Source organism: Proteus appendicitidis, assembly GCF_030271835.1.
GTDB lineage: Bacteria > Pseudomonadota > Gammaproteobacteria > Enterobacterales > Enterobacteriaceae > Proteus > Proteus appendicitidis.
In genome coordinates, this window is the sequence record NZ_CP127389.1 from 1,522,372 (window position 1) to 1,540,972 (window position 18,601).

18 protein-coding genes are annotated in these 18,601 nt (G+C 38.8%); 17 read left to right on the forward strand and 1 reads right to left on the reverse strand.

Annotation, left to right across the window (positions count from 1 at the left end; translation table 11 throughout):
• The first annotated feature begins 6 nt into the window (after positions 1–6).
• From fabD to umoD, 17 genes are all read left to right on the forward strand, one after another.
• On the forward strand, positions 7–939 hold the full coding sequence (gene fabD / locus QQS39_RS06960) for an ACP S-malonyltransferase (RefSeq protein WP_151434798.1): 933 nt from the start codon (positions 7–9) through the stop codon (positions 937–939).
• A gap of 8 nt (positions 940–947) precedes the next feature.
• Complete coding sequence (gene fabG, locus QQS39_RS06965) at positions 948–1,682, forward strand: 3-oxoacyl-ACP reductase FabG (RefSeq protein ID WP_109372881.1); 735 nt, start codon at positions 948–950, stop codon at positions 1,680–1,682.
• A gap of 157 nt (positions 1,683–1,839) precedes the next feature.
• Positions 1,840–2,076, forward strand: a complete 237-nt coding sequence (acpP, locus tag QQS39_RS06970; protein ID WP_004247087.1) for an acyl carrier protein — start codon at positions 1,840–1,842, stop codon at positions 2,074–2,076.
• A 74-nt stretch (positions 2,077–2,150) separates the two neighbouring features.
• Complete coding sequence (gene fabF / locus QQS39_RS06975) at positions 2,151–3,392, forward strand: beta-ketoacyl-ACP synthase II (protein ID WP_151434799.1); 1,242 nt, start codon at positions 2,151–2,153, stop codon at positions 3,390–3,392.
• 133 nt (positions 3,393–3,525) lie between these two features.
• The gene (gene pabC / locus QQS39_RS06980) at positions 3,526–4,353 is read left to right on the forward strand and encodes an aminodeoxychorismate lyase (protein WP_285805617.1); all 828 of its coding nucleotides are present in this window, start codon (positions 3,526–3,528) and stop codon (positions 4,351–4,353) included.
• Between the two features lie 17 nt (positions 4,354–4,370).
• Entirely contained in the window at positions 4,371–5,393 is a 1,023-nt protein-coding gene (gene mltG, locus QQS39_RS06985; protein ID WP_285805618.1) for an endolytic transglycosylase MltG, read from the forward strand.
• 2 nt (positions 5,394–5,395) lie between these two features.
• Positions 5,396–6,043 carry a dTMP kinase gene (gene tmk, locus QQS39_RS06990; RefSeq protein WP_151434802.1) on the forward strand — a complete coding sequence of 216 codons (648 nt, stop codon included), beginning with the start codon at positions 5,396–5,398 and terminating at the stop codon, positions 6,041–6,043.
• Positions 6,040–7,023 carry a DNA polymerase III subunit delta' gene (holB, locus tag QQS39_RS06995; RefSeq protein ID WP_285805619.1) on the forward strand — a complete coding sequence of 328 codons (984 nt, stop codon included), beginning with the start codon at positions 6,040–6,042 and terminating at the stop codon, positions 7,021–7,023. Before tmk ends, holB begins: the two co-directional genes overlap by 4 nt.
• A gap of 200 nt (positions 7,024–7,223) precedes the next feature.
• The gene (locus QQS39_RS07000) at positions 7,224–8,009 is read left to right on the forward strand and encodes a metal-dependent hydrolase (RefSeq protein WP_285805620.1); all 786 of its coding nucleotides are present in this window, start codon (positions 7,224–7,226) and stop codon (positions 8,007–8,009) included.
• Between the two features lie 42 nt (positions 8,010–8,051).
• Entirely contained in the window at positions 8,052–8,402 is a 351-nt protein-coding gene (gene hinT / locus QQS39_RS07005; protein ID WP_151434805.1) for a purine nucleoside phosphoramidase, read from the forward strand.
• Between the two features lie 39 nt (positions 8,403–8,441).
• A complete protein-coding gene (locus tag QQS39_RS07010) occupies positions 8,442–8,843 on the forward strand; it encodes a YcfL family putative periplasmic lipoprotein (protein ID WP_285805621.1) in 402 nt (133 codons plus the stop codon).
• A 17-nt stretch (positions 8,844–8,860) separates the two neighbouring features.
• Positions 8,861–9,442 (forward strand): penicillin-binding protein activator LpoB, encoded by a 582-nt coding sequence (locus QQS39_RS07015; protein WP_151434807.1) that lies wholly within the window; start codon positions 8,861–8,863, stop codon positions 9,440–9,442.
• Positions 9,435–10,319 carry a phosphotransferase gene (locus QQS39_RS07020; RefSeq protein WP_285805622.1) on the forward strand — a complete coding sequence of 295 codons (885 nt, stop codon included), beginning with the start codon at positions 9,435–9,437 and terminating at the stop codon, positions 10,317–10,319. Before QQS39_RS07015 ends, QQS39_RS07020 begins: the two co-directional genes overlap by 8 nt.
• 38 nt (positions 10,320–10,357) lie before the next feature.
• Positions 10,358–11,377: a beta-N-acetylhexosaminidase gene (gene nagZ, locus QQS39_RS07025; RefSeq protein ID WP_036937719.1), complete on the forward strand. Its 1,020-nt coding sequence runs from the start codon at positions 10,358–10,360 to the stop codon at positions 11,375–11,377.
• Positions 11,374–11,913: an alpha/beta hydrolase YcfP gene (gene ycfP / locus QQS39_RS07030; RefSeq protein ID WP_151434810.1), complete on the forward strand. Its 540-nt coding sequence runs from the start codon at positions 11,374–11,376 to the stop codon at positions 11,911–11,913. The genes nagZ and ycfP overlap by 4 nt, the downstream gene beginning before the upstream one ends.
• Positions 11,914–12,367: 454 nt before the next feature.
• Positions 12,368–13,675: an NAD(P)/FAD-dependent oxidoreductase gene (locus tag QQS39_RS07035; RefSeq protein ID WP_285805623.1), complete on the forward strand. Its 1,308-nt coding sequence runs from the start codon at positions 12,368–12,370 to the stop codon at positions 13,673–13,675.
• An 848-nt stretch (positions 13,676–14,523) separates the two neighbouring features.
• Entirely contained in the window at positions 14,524–15,024 is a 501-nt protein-coding gene (gene umoD, locus QQS39_RS07040; RefSeq protein ID WP_151434812.1) for a flagellar biogenesis regulator UmoD, read from the forward strand.
• An 87-nt stretch (positions 15,025–15,111) separates the two neighbouring features.
• Here umoD and mfd read toward each other — a convergent pair whose 3' ends face one another.
• A complete protein-coding gene (gene mfd / locus QQS39_RS07045; RefSeq protein WP_285805624.1) occupies positions 15,112–18,561 on the reverse strand; it encodes a transcription-repair coupling factor in 3,450 nt (1,149 codons plus the stop codon).
• Between the last annotated feature and the right edge of the window lie 40 nt (positions 18,562–18,601).

Genomic DNA, 18,601 nt, shown 5'->3' on the forward strand with positions numbered 1-18,601 from the left:
ATAAACATGACTGATTTTGCAATGGTTTTTCCCGGACAGGGATCACAATCTGTTGGAATGCTTGCAGAACTTGCAGAGCAATATCCAATCGTGACTGAAACATTTGCTCAAGCATCTGATGTATTGGGTTACTCTCTTTGGGACTTAGTTCAAAATGGTCCAGAAGAAGAGCTAAACAAAACATGGAAAACACAGCCAGCATTATTAGCTGCTTCTGTTGCTATTTGGCGTGTATGGCAAGAAAAACAAGGCAAAATGCCACAAATGATGGCAGGTCACAGTCTTGGCGAGTATTCTGCTTTAGTGTGTGCCGGCGTTATTGATTTCGCTGCAGCAATTAAATTAGTAGAATTACGTGGTCAACTGATGCAAGAAGCCGTACCTGCGGGTACTGGTGCAATGTATGCGATTATCGGCTTAGATAATGACGCTATTGCAAAAGCTTGTGAAGAAGCAGCACAAGGACAAGTAGTCTCACCTGTCAACTTTAACTCACCGGGTCAAGTGGTTATTGCAGGTAACAAAGAAGCCGTAGAACGTGCTGGTGTGTTATGTAAAGAAGCGGGCGCTAAACGAGCTTTACCATTAGCAGTAAGCGTGCCTTCTCACTGTGCTTTAATGAAACCGGCTGCTGATAAGTTAGCGGTTGCATTACAAGAAATCGAATTTAAACAACCTGAAATTCAGGTGGTTAATAACGTTGATGTGATAGCGCAAACTGATGCAAATGCAATCCGTGATGCATTAGTTCGCCAGCTTTATAATCCGGTTCGCTGGACTGAAACCGTTGAACTTATTGCTGAAAAAGGTATCACACAATTATTAGAAATCGGACCAGGAAAAGTATTAACTGGCTTAACAAAACGTATTTCTAAAGAAATGAACGCTGCAGCAGTTAATGATATTGCATCATTAGATGTTGCATTAGGAAATGACTGAGGGATCTCATGGGATTTGACGGAAAAATAGCGCTAGTTACTGGTGCAAGCCGTGGTATTGGCCGTGCGATTGCAGAAGATTTAGTTGCACGCGGTGCGACAGTAATTGGTACAGCAACGAGTGAAAACGGTGCGAAAGCTATCAGCGAATATTTAGACGGTAAGGGTAAGGGTTTTGTGTTAAACGTCACAGAAAACGACTCTATCGAAAAATTTTTAGCAGATGTGCGCGCTGAATTTGGCGAAATTGATATTTTGGTCAATAATGCAGGTATTACTCGTGATAACCTGTTGATGCGCATGAAAGATGATGAGTGGCAAGATATCATTGACACTAATCTTTCATCAGTCTTCCGTCTGTCTAAAGCAGTTATGCGTGCTATGATGAAAAAACGTTATGGTCGTATAATTACCATTGGTTCTGTTGTTGGAACCATGGGTAACGCAGGACAGGCAAACTACGCGGCGGCAAAAGCGGGTGTGATTGGTTTTAGTAAATCATTAGCACGCGAAGTTGCTTCCCGTGGCATTACGGTGAATGTTGTTGCTCCGGGCTTTATCGAAACTGATATGACTAGAGCATTAACAGACGACCAAAGAGCAGGTATTTTATCTCAAGTCCCTGCTAACCGTTTAGGTGATGCCAAAGAGATTGCCAGTGCTGTAGCTTTCTTAGCTTCTGATGAAGCAAGCTATATCACGGGTGAAACATTGCATGTCAATGGTGGCATGTACATGATCTAATTATGGGGACGTCTTTATATTTGCTTTTTGCGTACAATATAATGCAAAATATAGCGAATAAAGTAGTCCACACAGTCGGGATTGGTTAGATCTTTTCCTGTATTTATAAACTAAGAAAATCATCGCGCAAGCGAGTTTTGATAGGAAATTTAATAGTATGAGCACTATCGACGAACGCGTTAAGAAAATCATTGTTGAACAACTGGGTGTTAAAGAGGAAGAAGTTGTAAATTCAGCTTCATTTGTTGATGACTTAGGCGCTGATTCTCTTGACACAGTTGAGCTGGTAATGGCTCTGGAAGAAGAATTCGATATCGAAATCCCAGACGAAGAAGCAGAAAAAATTACTACAGTTCAAGCTGCTATTGATTACGTTGAAAACGCAGGTAAATAAGCTTGCTAATCTAGGCGGTCACTCGACCGCCTATATTTTTAATCCTAAACTTTTTCCCTCCTTGGAGGATAAGCGTGTCTAAGCGTCGTGTAGTTGTGACCGGACTAGGCATGTTATCTCCTGTCGGTAATAACGCAGAAGCTTCTTGGGAAGCAGTGTGTGCCGGACAGAGTGGTATCGGCCTTATCGAAGATTTTGACACCAGTCATCATGCGACTAAATTCGCTGGATTGGTAAAAGATTTCAATCACGAAGATTATAATCTTTCGCGTAAAGACGCGCGTAAGATGGATCTTTTTATTCAATATGGTATTGCAGCAGGTGTGCAAGCCATTGCGGATTCAGGTCTTGAAGTAACAGAAGCCAATGCAAGTCGTATCGGAGCTGCTATTGGTTCTGGTATTGGTGGCTTAGGCCTTATCGAAGAAAACCATACATCAATGATGAATGGTGGTCCTCGTAAAATTAGCCCATTCTTTGTACCTTCAACCATCATTAACATGGTTGCAGGGCATTTAAGCATTATGTATGGTCTTCGTGGCCCTACAATCTCTATTGCAACAGCATGTACTTCAGGTGTTCATAATATTGGACATGCAGCACGTATTATCGCTTATGGTGATGCAGATGTAATGCTGGCTGGCGGTGCTGAAAAAGCAACTACACCATTAGGTTTGGGTGGCTTTGGTGCTGTTCGTGCATTATCAACACGTAACGACAATCCTCAAGCGGCTAGCCGCCCATGGGATAAAGATCGTGATGGTTTTGTATTAGGTGATGGTGCGGGTGTTCTTGTTCTTGAAGAGTACGAACACGCTAAAAACCGTGGCGCTAAAATTTATGCTGAAGTGATTGGGTTTGGTATGAGCAGCGATGCTTATCACATGACTTCACCAGCAGAAAATGGCGAAGGCGGTGCGCTGGCAATGACAAATGCACTGAAAGATGCGGGTATTTCCTCATCAGAAGTGGGTTATATTAACGCACACGGTACATCAACAAATGCAGGCGATGTTGCTGAAGCACAAGCAGTAGAAAATGTATTTGGTAAAGGTACTGATGTATTAGTTAGCTCAACAAAATCTATGACAGGTCACTTATTAGGTGCTGCGGGTGCAATTGAGTCTATCTTTACAATCCTTTCGTTACGTGACCAAATCGTACCTCCAACAATAAACCTAGATAATCAAGACGAAAATTGTCATCTTGATTTCGTTCCACATAAAGCACGTAAAGTTGAGAACATGGAATATGCTCTGTGTAACTCATTCGGCTTTGGTGGTACTAACGGTTCAATTCTCTTTAAGCGCGTATAACCCGTTTTTTGTAGAAAACTGAAAAATACCTAAAGGCCCAGGATTATTCTGGGTCTTTTATTTTGTCCTTTTACTGCCAGTTGTTTTATCATGTGCAGATTGATATCAATAACATAGATGTAGGGTGTGTTAGATGTATTGGGTAAATGGACAACAGCAACAAAATATCGATGCAAGCGACCGCGCAATACAGTTTGGTGATGGCTGCTTTACGACACTTGCCGTTGAGCATGGTAACCCTATTTTATTATCTGCACACATAAATCGCTTAAAACAAGGCTGTGATGCACTTTTTCTACCACATCCAAATTGGTCTGATTTAGAAAACCACATTATAGATATTGCCTCGGATACTCAAACGAAAGGTGTTATTAAGGTTATCATTAGCCGTGGCTGTGGCGGTCGTGGCTATTCCTCTAATGGATTTATAACACCGACAGTAATAATGTCTCTGTCATCTTATCCTACCCATTATCTCCACCAGCAAAGTGAAGGAATTTCGTTAGGTATAAGCCCAGTTATCTTAGGGCAGAATTCTTTGTTGGCTGGCATCAAACATCTCAACCGTCTAGAACAAGTCCTTATCAAATATCATTTAGAAAAAACAGAATTTGATGATGTTTTGGTGTGTGATAATGAAGGATATTTAGTTGAAGCTAATGCAGCGAATCTTTTTTGGCGCAAAGGAAATAGGCTTTTTACGCCAAACCTGACTAATTCAGGCGTAAATGGCATTATGCGTCAATCTATTTTTCAACTAGCACAAAAAAAGCATTGGGAAATTGATATTGTGAGAGAAAAACCTGAAACACTTTATCAAGCTGATGAAATATGGTTAACAAATGCGTTGATGCCAGTGATCCCCGTTTCACAAATCACTTTTTCAGATGATAAGCGCTATCAATACCCTAATAGGGATTATTATCATGTTGTTTTACAACACAGTTTGTCACTTAAATAGAATTTAATGAGTTATAAATGAAGATAAAAAAAATAGTATGGATAGTTTTTTTTGCCTTATTGATTAGCCTTGGCGCAGTTGCATTGTATATGATGCAACATATTCGAGGTTTAGAAGAAAAGATTGTTGTAAAACAAGATGAAATGTTACTGACTGTGCCAGCAGGAACAGGGCGTGTTGCCATGGAGCAACTATTAATAAAAAATAATCTGCTTAATGAAGGGGATTATTTTCAGATCTTATTAAAAGCCAAACCAGAGCTAAGCCAATTTAAAGCGGGAACTTATCGTTTAACGAAGGATATGACGTTACGTGATGTTTTACTGCTGATCAAAAGTGGCAAAGAGGCGCAGTTTACAATCCGTTTTATTGAAGGCAGCCGTTTAAAGGATTGGCAATCTATTTTTGAGCAAGCGCCTCAACTTGCTGCTGTCGCACATACGATGGATAGCGATAAACTACGCCAAGAAATAGGAATAAAACCGGAAATTACTGATCTAGAAGGTTGGTTTGCGCCAGATACATACCATTACACTGCGGGTACGACAGATGTCGCAATTTTAAAGCGTGCCTACCAACAAATGGAAAAAACATTAGAAGAAGAGTGGATTAAACGCGATAGTGATTTACCGTATAAGTCGGCTTATGAAATGCTTATCATGGCATCAATTATTGAAAAAGAGACAGGTATTGATGCTGAAAGAACAAAGGTTGCGTCTGTTTTTGTCAATCGATTAAAAACAAATATGCGATTACAGACCGATCCTACCGTGATTTATGGTTTAGGTGATAAATACCGAGGTACAATTTATCGCAGTGATTTAAATGGTTACACCCCTTATAACACGTATCAAATTGATGGATTACCACCAACACCAATCGCAATGCCCGGTGTTGCTTCAATTAGAGCCGCTGCACATCCAGCGGATACGCGTTATCTCTATTTTGTTGCGGATGGGACGGGTGGTCATAAATTTTCAACCACACTTAATGAACACAATAAGGCCGTCGCGCAATACCGACGCTTACAACAAAGATAATTATGAACAACAGCAAATTTATTGTAATTGAAGGATTAGAAGGTGCTGGAAAAACCAGCGCAATTCAAACGGTTATTGATACATTAAAAGAAAAAGGTATCACCAATCTGGCTTTTACCCGTGAACCGGGAGGCACACCGCTTGCTGAAAAACTACGTGAACTCATCAAGCAAGGTATTGATGGCGAAAAAGTGACAGATAAAGCAGAGCTTTTAATGTTATATGCCGCGCGTGTTCAGCTTGTTGAAAATGTAATAAAACCGGCATTAGCGGAAGGTAAATGGGTGATTGGCGATAGACATGATCTCTCTTCACAAGCTTATCAGGGTGGTGGACGCGGCTTAGATAAAGATCTTATGTTGTCACTTCGTAATACCGTTCTTGGTGATTTTCGCCCTGATTTAACCTTATATCTTGATTTAGATCCGGCGATTGGTCTTGCCAGAGCGCGCGCTCGAGGTGAGTTAGACCGAATTGAAAAAGAATCAATGGATTTCTTTTATCGTACTCGTGAACGTTATCAGGCACTAGTCAAAGGTGATGACTCTATTATCACAATAGATGCATCTCAAGCTATTGAAAAAGTACAAGCAGATATCCGTCAAACATTAACAGCGTGGCTAGTTCAGCAGGAAAATAAATCACTATGAATTGGTATCCTTGGCTAAATCAGGCATATCGACAACTTATTAGCATGTATCAAGAAGGGCGAGGTCATCATGCCTTGCTTTTACATGCGATAGAAGGCATGGGAGGAGAAGCACTCTCTTATGGGTTAAGTCGTTGGTTAATGTGCCAGAATAAACAGGGATTAAAAAGTTGTAATGAATGCCATAGCTGTCGTTTGATGATTGCTGAAACACACCCTGATTGGCATGTTTTGCAAAGTGAAAAGGGAAAATCCTCGATTGGTATTGAAGCCGTAAGAAAAGTCACTGAAAAATTGGAGCATCATGCTCAGCAAAGTGGTTCTAGGGTTGTTTGGATAAAAGATGTTGAAGCGTTAACTGAAGCGGCAGCAAATGCATTGCTCAAAACGTTAGAAGAGCCACCTAAAAACACCTATTTTTTACTGAATTGTCAGCAACCAGAGGTTTTATTAGCGACATTGCGTAGCCGTTGTTTTTATTACCATTTAGCAACGCCAGATCTCCAACATGCAACGCACTGGTTACAGCAACAATTACCAAACATACCTTATGCCAATAGTGTGACGGCATTAAATTTATCTCAGAATGCTCCAGTTTTAGCGCTTTCATTATTGAAAGATGAGTGGAAGGAAAGAGAGACCTTTTGCCAAGTTTTATATGCAAGCATACAACAACATGATTTATATTCATTTTTACCACAATTAAATCAAGATAATGCCGAGCGTCGCTTGTATTGGTTATTATCCCTGCTGCTTGATGCATTAAAATACCAAACCAATGCACAAGTGTATTGTGTGAACCAAGACCAGCAAGCATTAATTATGGCGTTATCACAATGGCCTTCGGATATTTTGTTATCCACTATTGATGGATGGAAACAGTGTCGTTACCAGTTAATGACCATTCCTGCATTAAATAGAGAATTATTGCTAGTAGAGCAGCTACTAGATTGGGAAAATCAGCTAGCCACAAAAAATTAATTATCTATATATTAATTATGATTTAGCTGTAATAAAAAACACCTATACTCTAAATCATTCGAGTTGTAGGTAGGCGGCAAGCAAAGATATCCCGATGAGCATACTCATGTATGTGATTCAGGTAACTTAGCGTAGCCAACACCCCTGCAACTTGAAGAATGACGAGTATATAAGTCGTATCAGATAAATGAGAGTAAGTTATGTTTTTAGTTGATTCACACTGCCATCTCGACGGCTTAGATTATGAAAAATTACATGAAAATATTGATGATGTTGTCGAAAAAGCACAGCAGCGTGATGTTCAATATATGTTAGCAGTGGCAACCACATTACCGGGCTTTAAGAGTATGCGTGAGCTAATCGGTAAACGTGACAATATCGCCTTTTCTTGTGGGATCCATCCTTTAAATTTAGATGAAGGTCATGATATTGAAGAATTAGCACGTTTAGCTGCTGCACCTGATGTTGTGGCTTTAGGTGAAACAGGGCTAGATTACTATTACCAACAAGAAAATGCGGCTCTACAGCGTGAAATTTTCCGTGAACATATTCGTATTGGACGCCAAGTTAATAAACCCGTTATTGTGCATACACGCAGTGCTCGCGAAGACACGTTATCTATTTTAAAAGAAGAAAAAGTTCAAGATTGTGGTGGTGTTTTGCATTGTTTTACTGAAGATAAAGAAACTGCAACAGCATTACTTGATCTTGGAATGTATATTTCTTTTTCTGGCATCGTAACATTTAGAAATGCTGAACAAATTAGAGAAGCAGCGCGTATTGTTCCTCTTGATAGAATTTTAGTTGAAACAGACTCCCCTTATTTAGCGCCCGTTCCTCATCGCGGAAAAGAAAACCAACCGGCTTATGTCCGCGATGTTGCAGAATATATGGCTGTCTTAAAAGGCGTCAGTGTTGAAGAGTTAGCGCATCAAACAACACGCAATTTTGCTAAGCTCTTTCATATTCAAAACTTACCTGTTTAATAGAATTAATCGGGAATTAAAATAAATAATAAGGTGATGGAAATGGCAGAAGAAACAATTTTCAGTAAAATTATCCGTGGTGAAATTCCAGCCAATATCGTGTTTCAAGATGATACAGTGACGGCATTTCGTGATATTTCACCTCAAGCACCCACTCATATTTTAATTATTCCTAATAAACTTATTCCTACTGTAAATGATGTTACTGCGGAAGATGAGCAAGTATTAGGGCACCTTTTCGTTGTTGCGGCAAAAATTGCACAACAAGAAGGTATTGCTGAAGATGGTTATCGCTTAGTGATGAACTGTAATAAACATGGTGGACAAGAAGTTTTCCATATTCATATGCATTTACTTGGCGGGAAACCATTAGGGCCATTATTAAGCCTGTAATGGATGTAATGCTAACAGCAGGATAACAGGAAGTAATACATGATAAGACAAGGTAAGGTTATTTGTTCATTACTTATCGTTGTGTTTATGACGACATTGCTTGCAGGATGTTTATCATCTCATTCAGATAATAAACTCTATTTCAATCGTCAGCAGGCTATTATTATGGAGCCTTCAGTATTAGTTGTAGGCGTTGTTGCTGGTCAGCCAGCCATTGAACACCATGCTAATGGCACCAAAGCGACAGTCATGTTATCAAATACACAATCTTACCCTGTTTCTATTCGTTATCGTTTTTATTGGTATAACGAACAAGGGCTTGAAGTTTCCCCTGCTGGAAATGTAAATGATGTGACTATTCTTGGAGATGGTGATGTCGAAATTAGTGGTGATATACCAAATAAAACCATTAGTTATGTCAGAGTTTATCTCTTTACTTAGGATAAGGTAACACGAGCATGAAAAGAGTTCTATTTGTGGCGATGTCTGTATTTTTATTAGCGGGTTGTCCATCTATGTTGCCACAACAACCCCCTGTACCTGTAGAGCCGGTGACACCCACAGAGCCAGTAGAGCCGCCTAAACCGATAGAGCCACCAATCGAAGTTGTGCCAACGCCACCTAAAATCACGAGCATTAATTGGAATGCAGCTGTCACACCTTTAATTAGAGAAATGGCAGTTACTGATGATTTAGACGCGGGTAAACTTATCGTTGTTGATAATGTTAAAAATAATTCAGGCGGGAATATCCAAGCGGTAAATGCGACTAATACTATTATTGAATCAGTTAATAGTATTAGTGCATTGCAAACCGTGCCTTATACGCAAATGATGTCAGCACGAAAAGCGCTTGGTTTATCTGGTGAAGATAGCCTAGGTCTTCGTAGTGCAGCGATTGGCTTAGCCCGCTATTTGAAAGCTGATTATATTTTATTCTCAACCGTTGATGGTAAAAAAGATAACCGTGTGATCAGCATGCAGTTAATGTCGGTTTCTTCTGGTGAAATTCTTTGGAACGGGCGTCATAAGGTTGAGTGATCCGCATTACTCAAGTTTGCTTAATGCCTTGCAAGCGCTTTTCCCTGCAACGGCATTAAGTCAATGGAAAATCACTGCATTAGCCGGAGCCGGTGGTGGTGCTTTTCGTGTGCAATGTGCAGATATTGACTGGGTTGCTCGTTATTATGGCGATGAAAAAAGAGCGCTTTATGTACATGGAAGAAAAGAATACGCCATTTTAAAGCAGCTATCAGGATCTGATTTATCACCTAAAGTTGCCACACGTTATAAAGAGTGGTTTTTTCTTTGTTGGTTACAGGGCGAACATCTTACTCATCAATCACTTTTTAGTACTTATTTAAAACCGTTAGCTGAAAAAATAGCAATACTCCATCAACACACACCGTTAGGTTTTCCTCTTAACTTAAATCATGAGTTATTAATTTATTGGCAGGGTATTGATAGAAAACGTTTATCTGCTAAATGGTTACGCTTGCAACAACATTTTTTACGCCAACCGCGATGCAATTTCATAAAATACGCGCCTGCTCACATGGATTTGCATGTTGAGAATATTCTTCTTAGTGATTCGGGTATAAAATTTATTGATTGGGAATATGCGGCCGATATTGATACAGCAGATTCATTGATGACGTTCTTTGCAACAAACCAACTCAATGAGGCGCAACAAAATACGTTTTTGGATTATTATTATTCGTATCATTGTCATTATGCTCAATCCAAAGAGACGGATATTTATTCTGTTAAGGAGTTGAGAAAGCGTATTCTCTCAAGGGAGCCATTCATTTTTTATATGATGCTAATGTGGTATGAAGTCCGTTGGCAACAAACAAAAGATGGATCATTTTTAATAATGTCTGAACCTTTGCGTCGCTATTTCAGTCTGACGAATTAAAGACATTATCTTGTCACAATTACAAAGAGAGGAATGTTATGGGTCCAGTAATGCTTGATGTTGAAGGATATGAACTCGATAGTGAAGAGCGTGAAATTTTAAAGCATCCTCTTGTCGGTGGATTAATCCTTTTTACCCGCAACTTCCACGATGCTGAACAATTAAATGAATTAGTTCGCCAAATTCGTGATGCATCTCATGAGCGGCTTGTGATTGCAGTAGACCAAGAAGGGGGACGAGTACAGCGCTTCCGTGATGGTTTTACACGCATACCAGCAGCTCAATCTTATGCGGCATTAAATGAAAGTTATCAAGCGAGTCATTTAGCACAAGAAGCAGGATGGCTAATGGCATCAGAAATGATTGCCATGGATATTGATATCAGTTTTGCACCCGTGCTTGACCTAGGTCATAACTGTATCGCCATTGGCGAGCGTTCTTTCCATGATTCCCCTGAAATTGCCATGACAATGGCCGAGAGCTTTATTAAAGGTATGCGCTCTGCGGGTATGAAATCAACAGGCAAACACTTCCCTGGTCATGGTGCTGTAAGGGCTGATTCTCATAAAGAAACGCCTCGTGATGATCGCTCTTTAAATGATATTCGCCAGCGTGATATGTCTATCTTTAAAGATTTTATTCAACGCCAGTTATTAGATGCAATTATGCCAGCTCATGTTATTTATTCTCAGGTTGATGAGCGTCCGGCAAGTGGCTCATCGTACTGGCTGAAATCTATTTTACGTGAACAATTAGGCTTCCAAGGCGTTATTTTCTCTGATGACTTATCGATGGAAGGCGCTGCTATTATGGGGAGTTATGCAGAAAGGGCGCAACGCTCGCTAGATGCCGGTTGTGATATGCTTTTAGTATGTAATAACCGAAAAGGGGCGGTGAGTGTGTTAGATAACCTGTCCTCTGTCAAAGCAGAACGTATCTCCACATTGTACCATCACCGAGGTCGTTACACATTGAGTGAGCTACAAACCTCTGATCGTTGGAAAAAAGCGAATCAGTTGCTGACCCAATTACAGGAGCAATGGCAGGAGCGAGCATGATTATATATTTACATGGTTTTGATTCCACAAGTCCTGGAAATCATGAGAAAGTTTTACAGCTACAGTTTATTGATCCTGATGTCCGCTTTTTAAGCTATAGTACGTTGCATCCTCGTCATGACATGCAACACTTACTGAAAGAAACGGATAAAGTGATTAAATCCACGAAAGAGCCAGTATTAATTTGCGGCGTAGGATTAGGTGGATATTGGGCAGAGCGTATTGGTTTCTTATGTAATATTCGTCAGGTAATGATTAATCCTAATCTTTTTCCTTACGAAAACATGACAGACAAAATCGACAGACCTGAAGAATATTTAGATATCTCAACGAAATGTATTAAAGATTTTCGTTCTAAAAACAAAGATAACGCTTTAGTGATTTTATCCCGTAATGATGAGATTTTAGATAATCAGCGTTCTGCTGATGAATTATCACCTTATTACTCAGTCATTTGGGATGAAGTGCAAACGCATAAATTTAAGAGCCTCTCTGAGCACTTATTTAAAATTAAAGCATTTAATAACAAAGAGTAAGACTAAAGTAATATGTTTAAAATGGATGGTGTTTGTTCCATCCATTTTTTTATCTGATGTCGTTAAAACGTTCATACAGCTCTCTCTGCCTATCTCTTCTCAGCATTTGTTTCACCCCTTTATTTTTATTACCTCAATGATCACGACTGATTTTAACAATCCTCTTTATGTTTATGTTTCTAGCTCCTTGTATTAATTAACAAAACCAATATCCCTATGTTTTAAATGGAGATTTATTTCTCACTCAAAGGCAAAAAACAACCATTTTCCTCAAAAAATAGATATGCATATTCAAATATTTTTGATATAAATCAACTTTGGTATGACCATCTTTCCAATTAACTTGCTTAAGAACAAAAATAACAGCCGAAACGATTTAACTGTCGTTATTTAAGTAGATTTCACTAAGGCTATTTAAATAACAACAGTAAATATCTTTATGGAGTGACGTTAAATGTCATTAAAAAAAATTGTTATTGTCGGTGGCGGTGCTGGTGGTTTAGAACTGGCGACCAAATTAGGCAATAAATTAGGACGCAGCAAAAAAGTAGAGATCACCTTAGTCGATCGCAACAACAGTCATCTGTGGAAACCCCTTTTACATGAAGTAGCAACTGGCTCTTTAGATGATGGTGTTGATGCTTTAAGTTACCTAGCACATGGCTATAATCATCATTTCAATTTCCAATTAGGCTCTTTAACAGGGCTTGATCGTGAGCAAAAAAATATCACATTGGCTGCTATTTATAATGAAGAGCAAGAGCTACTCGTACCTGAACGCACATTAGACTACGATATTTTAGTGATGGCGTTAGGCAGTAAATCAAACGATTTTGGCACACCAGGTATTAAAGAAAACTGTATTTTCTTGGACAGCCCTCAACAAGCACATCGTTTCCATAACGAAATGCTAAATTTGTTTTTAAAATACTCAGCAGATACCAATGCACAAGAAGAAAATCGTAAGGTAAATATTGCTATTGTGGGTGGCGGTGCGACCGGTGTTGAACTTTCAGCCGAATTGCATAATGCAGTACGTCAGCTTAATAGCTATGGATTAAAAAAATTAGCGCCTTCCGCATTAAATATCACCTTGGTTGAAGCAGGAGAGCGTATCTTACCTGCATTACCTGTGCGTATTTCTAGTGCTGCACATCAAGAATTAACCAAATTAGGTGTGCGAGTGATGACCAAAACTATGGTCACAAGTGCAGATGAAGGTGGATTAAACACCAAAGAAGGTGAGCATATCGATGCTGACTTAATGGTGTGGGCGGCAGGTATTAAAGCGCCTGATTTTATGAAAGAGATTGCTGGCCTAGAGACTAACCGTATTAATCAGTTGATTGTTAAACCTACCTTACAAACAACCTTAGATGACTCTATTTTTGCGATTGGTGACTGCTCTTCTTGCCCAAGAAAAGAAGGTGGTTTTGTTCCTCCACGAGCGCAATCTGCACATCAAATGGCAAGTCGTTGTTACAGCAATATTTTAGCAATGTTAAAAGACAAACCACTGAAAGATTATGTGTTTACTGATCATGGCTCATTAGTTTCACTCTCTAAATTTAGTACTGTGGGGAGTTTGATGGGGAATTTGATGAAGGGAGACATGATGATCGAAGGGCGCATAGCGCGGATTGTTTATATCTCTTTATATCGAATGCATCAAATAGCGTTGCATGGTTATATCAAAACTGGGCTTATGATGTTAGTTGGATCAATCAATCGAGTGATTAGACCTAAACTAAAACTTCATTAATTTATCTTTTGTTTTATAGACAAGACAAAAGTTACCTTTTGAAGCCCTCATATTATATGAGGGTTTTTTATCTATTTTTCTTTTAAATTAAATGATTAAATGAGAATATCCAAATAAGATAAATAATCTCAGCATAAAGCACTAGATGATTTGTCTGTCTATATCAGAAATAACCGATAACTCTAAAACTCAATAGAGTAATGATAAATATAATTTTATTATTAAGGTTAAATTTGTAATATTAAAGATAGCGTTAATTTTATTTATTACGCTAAATTATTTAAGACTTTTCTTAAATAAAAAATGATGTTTAATTCATTAATTCATCAAATAAAATGTTATGGTGTTTCGTAGATTTGTATTAGAAAGATAATAAGTAAAAATTATTATAAATAAGATTAACTTGTTGTTTTTAACCGCATTTAAGTGGATAAAATAATTCTACAAATTTTAAAAGTAAATTTTATAATATGAGTTAAATATGAAATACCGCCTATTTTTAGGCAACATTTGTTAATTTAGTGTTATCATAATGATGTATTATAAGTTGCATAACGATTTTTATATTTTCAGCTTAATAAATTAAGATCTATCTTAATATAATGTGTAAATCTTAAGAATGTAGTTAGTATTTAATTAAGTAATTAAAACAGAAATAAGTGGTGTATTTAACATGTCATAAATACGTAGTTTACTTATTATGTTAATCAGCATGGATGTTGAATTAAGCTATCAGATTAGAGAATTCATTTATTGAATACTAAATATATTAGCCAGTTAGCGTGAAACAGTGGCTTTTATTACGTATCTGTGGCAATTAAGGATAAAACAAATAAAAAGGGGTAAAAGTGGGTGTTAATGTCAGAAAGTACACACTAATAGGACTAATCATAGTATTAGCTATTCTTTCATTTATTGCATGGAGGTGGGTATTTCCCCAACCTCAATACGCTCATGTCGTTTCGGCTACGCCTATTAAATCGACCGTTTTTGTGACAGAAGAGTATTGTCATCGAATTGGCTTACCGACACCTTTTACACCAGAAAAATTGTCACGATTTCACCCAGCAGAGCAAGAATGCCGAGTGTTTTATATGATTGAAGCACTCAATAACAGTAATATTGCTAATTTCCCTTATCCTCAATTTAAAGAGTGCATCCCGATTTATCGTCAAGAGCGTAGAATTGTGGGTTATGATGTGCTTTATACTATCGATGGAACACCGGGCAAAGTCCGTACCACGTTTAAACCTGGTGAAATTATCGCGTTAGATTCTGATGGTAGGCTGATTTTAGAACAAGAACCTTATTGTTCTATGAATGAAAAAGTACCTTGTCGCAAAGAGTAAACTTATCAATAGAACAAACCTAAGAATATAAAAAGAAAGGCGTAATAAAGTGACTTTGATTACGCCTTTTTGTTGATTCAATAACCGCTAGAGTGCGGTTATTTTATGCTCATTAAATGCACTTAACATATCATCAATAAAAGTGAGTCGTTTTTCACGCTCAGTTAAATCAGTAATAAATTTCAGTTTTGAAGGACCATCTAAGCGGAAAATAGCAGGTTGCTCTTGAAGTAGGCTGATTAAATATCCTGGATCAACCTTATTCTTTTCACCAAACTCAATAAATCCACCTTTATCATGGGCTTCAATTCGAGTGATACCCAAGCTCATTGCACTTAAACGAATAGCCGCATTACGCAGTAGATAACGCCCTGCATCAGGCAGCTTACCAAATCTATCAATTAACTCTGCTCTTAGATCATTAAGCTCTGTTACATCAATGGCACTGGCAATTCGTTTATAGAATGAAAGTCTGACATTTACATCAGGAATATAATCATCCGGCAACAAGACAGGCATTCTTAATTCAATTTCAGTTTGTTGATTGGTGAGATCTTCAAGTGATGGCTCTCTACCTTCTTTAAGCGCTTCTACTGCACTTTCTAGCAATTCCATATAAAGTGAGAAGCCGACAGTATTCATTTGACCGCTCTGTTCTTCACCTAATAATTCACCCGCACCTCGAATTTCTAGATCATGAGTTGCTAATGCAAAACCTGCACCCAGATCTTCCAGTGAAGCAATCGCTTCTAAACGTTTATGAGCATCCTTTGTCATTGCTTTAGGGTGTGGCGTCAGCAAATAAGCATAAGCTTGATGATGAGAACGACCTACACGACCACGTAACTGATGTAATTGCGCTAAGCCAAAGTGATCTGCTCGTTCAATAATAATGGTGTTCGCGCTAGGTATATCGATACCTGTTTCAATAATTGTGGTGCAAAGTAACACATTAAAACGTTGGTGATGGAAATCATTCATCACACGCTCAAGTTCACGTTCACGCATTTGCCCGTGACCAATGCCAATACGCGCTTCAGGAACGAGTGTAGCTAGTCTCTCGCGGGCTTTTTCGATATTTTCAACATCGTTATACAAGTAATAAACTTGTCCACCACGCAATGTCTCACGCAAGATAGCTTCACGCACTACTAAGTCGTCATATTCTCGCACAAAGGTTTTCACCGATAAGCGACGTGCTGGTGGCGTTGCAATAATGGAAAGATCACGCATACCACTCATTGCCATATTCAATGTACGAGGAATTGGCGTTGCTGTTAGCGTTAAAATATCGACATTAGCACGCATGGCTTTTATTCGCTCTTTATGGCGAACACCAAAACGATGCTCTTCATCGACAATTAATAGCCCTAAATCTTTCCACTGAATATTAGGTTGAAGCAATTTATGTGTACCAATGACAATATCAACGGTTCCTTCTGCCAGTTTTTCTGTAATTTGCTGTTGCTCTTTTGCGCTACGAAAACGCGAGATCATCTCAATGTTAACGGGCCAATTAGCAAAACGATCACGGAAATTATCAAAATGTTGCTGAGCCAATAGGGTAGTTGGCACTAAAATAGCGACTTGTTTATTGTTGTTGACGGCAAGAAATGCAGCGCGCATCGCCACTTCTGTTTTACCAAATCCGACATCACCACAGACGAGTCTATCCATTGAAATGGCTTGGCACATATCGCTAAGTACAGCATTGATTGCCATTTCTTGATCAGGTGTTGTTTCAAAAGGAAAGCTTTGGCGGAATGATTGGTACTGCTCTTTATCCATTTTAAAGGCAAAGCCTGTTTTTACTTCGCGTTGAGCATAAACATCTAATAACTCTGCTGCGACATCACGTACTTTTTCAGCGGCTTTTTGGCGCGCTCTTACCCATGCATCGCCACCCAATTTATGTAGTGGGGCATTTTCATCTGCACCACCAGAATAACGACTAATCAAATGCAGTGATGAAACAGGCACATAAAGCTTGTCATTACCCGCGTAACTTAACATCAAGTATTCAGCTTTAACGCCACCGGCTTCTAGTGTTGTCATTCCTTGATAGCGACCAACACCATGTTGAAGATGAACAACGGGTTGTCCTATGCTTAATTCAGCAAGGTTACGAATTAATGTATCTGTATTAATTGCACGGCGATTGTCTTGGCGACGACGATTAACGCGTTCACCTAACATGTCACTTTCACAGATCATGGCTAATTGACGATGGTTATCAATAAATCCATGTTCAGCAGCACCAATGATAAAGTAAAAACCTTTCTTTTGAGCATCAGATAATTCAATGATCTGCTTGGGCGCTATTTTTATGCGCGATAAAAGCTCTTGTACGGTTTCACGTCGTCCTTCACTTTCAACAGAGAAAATAACGCTGCCTGAAAATTGTTCTTGGAATCGACGTAAGTTATCTAAAGGTGATTTGCTTTGCGCGTTAATCGATAAATCAGGAAGAGGTTGATAGCCTAAATTGGTCTGTCCTGCCTTTTCTGGCAGCGTTTCTGTTTTAAGTTGAATACGAGGCCACTGTTTTAATTCTTTATTAAATTTATCAACATTTAGCCAAATATCATCAGGCGGTAATAGGGGGCGCATAGGATCAACGCGACGGCTTTCAAAACGTTGATTAATGTCTTGCCAAAATTTTTCTGCAAAATCTTGTAGATCTTGCGTCACTATCAATGTGTTTTTAGGGAAATAAGCAAATAAGTTAGATAAAGGCTGTTCAAAAAACAGGGATTGCCAATATTCAATTCCCGTTGGCAAGATGTGTTTACTGACTTGCTGATAAATATGTTCTGGATCACGTCTTACGTCAAACCGTTCACGCCATTGGCTACGGAAAGTTTCTATCGCATTTGCATCTGTGGGGAATTCATGCGCAGGCAATAAATTAATTTGATCAACTTCAGCTAATGTTCGTTGTGTATCGACATCAAAAGTACGCAGGCTATCTATTTCGTCATCAAAAAAATCAATACGATAAGGAAATTCACTTCCCATCGGAAATAAATCTAATAATGCCCCACGCGTTGCGTATTCTCCATGTTCTAATACTTGCTCAACATGACGATATCCCGCTTCATCTAATGTTTTACGTAAATTATCACGAGAAAGTACCTCTCCTTTTTGCATTACCAACGCATGACTTGCGAGATAATCCGTAGGGCAGACTTTCTGCATTAACGTATTGACAGGTAAGATTAAAATTCCCTTGAGAAGTGATGGAATACGGTATAGCGTAGAAAGGCGGTTTGAGATGATCTCTTGGTGAGGTGAAAAACTGTCGTATGGCAGTGTTTCCCAATCCGATAATGTCTCTACTGGATAATCACAAAACTGACGGATTTCATCTTGTAAACGTAATGCATTTTGCATATCACGAGTAACAAGAACGACTAATCCAGAGTGACGTTTGATGATCTCTGCACATTCTAGAGCGCAAGCGGCACCAGTCAGTTGGCCTAGCTGACGAGTATCCCCTTGTTTTATAGGAAGTTGATAACGATATTCTGAGGACATAAGCGTGTAATGTGAACTCTTTGTTGTAGTTAACTCCCAA

Excerpts from the sequence above, each read along its gene's own strand:
- holB (WP_285805619.1), top strand. The coding sequence starts at position 6,040 with ATGAATTGGTATCCTTGGCTAAATCAGGCATATCGACAACTTATTAGC.
- tmk (WP_151434802.1), top strand. The coding sequence starts at position 5,396 with ATGAACAACAGCAAATTTATTGTAATTGAAGGATTAGAAGGTGCTGGA.
- QQS39_RS07000 (WP_285805620.1), top strand. The coding sequence starts at position 7,224 with ATGTTTTTAGTTGATTCACACTGCCATCTCGACGGCTTAGATTATGAA.
- fabG (WP_109372881.1), top strand. The coding sequence starts at position 948 with ATGGGATTTGACGGAAAAATAGCGCTAGTTACTGGTGCAAGCCGTGGT.
- pabC (WP_285805617.1), top strand. The coding sequence starts at position 3,526 with ATGTATTGGGTAAATGGACAACAGCAACAAAATATCGATGCAAGCGAC.
- hinT (WP_151434805.1), top strand. The coding sequence starts at position 8,052 with ATGGCAGAAGAAACAATTTTCAGTAAAATTATCCGTGGTGAAATTCCA.
- nagZ (WP_036937719.1), top strand. The coding sequence starts at position 10,358 with ATGGGTCCAGTAATGCTTGATGTTGAAGGATATGAACTCGATAGTGAA.
- QQS39_RS07010 (WP_285805621.1), top strand. The coding sequence starts at position 8,442 with ATGATAAGACAAGGTAAGGTTATTTGTTCATTACTTATCGTTGTGTTT.
- ycfP (WP_151434810.1), top strand. The coding sequence starts at position 11,374 with ATGATTATATATTTACATGGTTTTGATTCCACAAGTCCTGGAAATCAT.
- mltG (WP_285805618.1), top strand. The coding sequence starts at position 4,371 with ATGAAGATAAAAAAAATAGTATGGATAGTTTTTTTTGCCTTATTGATT.
- QQS39_RS07035 (WP_285805623.1), top strand. The coding sequence starts at position 12,368 with ATGTCATTAAAAAAAATTGTTATTGTCGGTGGCGGTGCTGGTGGTTTA.
- fabD (WP_151434798.1), top strand. The coding sequence starts at position 7 with ATGACTGATTTTGCAATGGTTTTTCCCGGACAGGGATCACAATCTGTT.
- mfd (WP_285805624.1), bottom strand. The coding sequence starts at position 18,561 with ATGTCCTCAGAATATCGTTATCAACTTCCTATAAAACAAGGGGATACT.
- acpP (WP_004247087.1), top strand. The coding sequence starts at position 1,840 with ATGAGCACTATCGACGAACGCGTTAAGAAAATCATTGTTGAACAACTG.
- QQS39_RS07015 (WP_151434807.1), top strand. The coding sequence starts at position 8,861 with ATGAAAAGAGTTCTATTTGTGGCGATGTCTGTATTTTTATTAGCGGGT.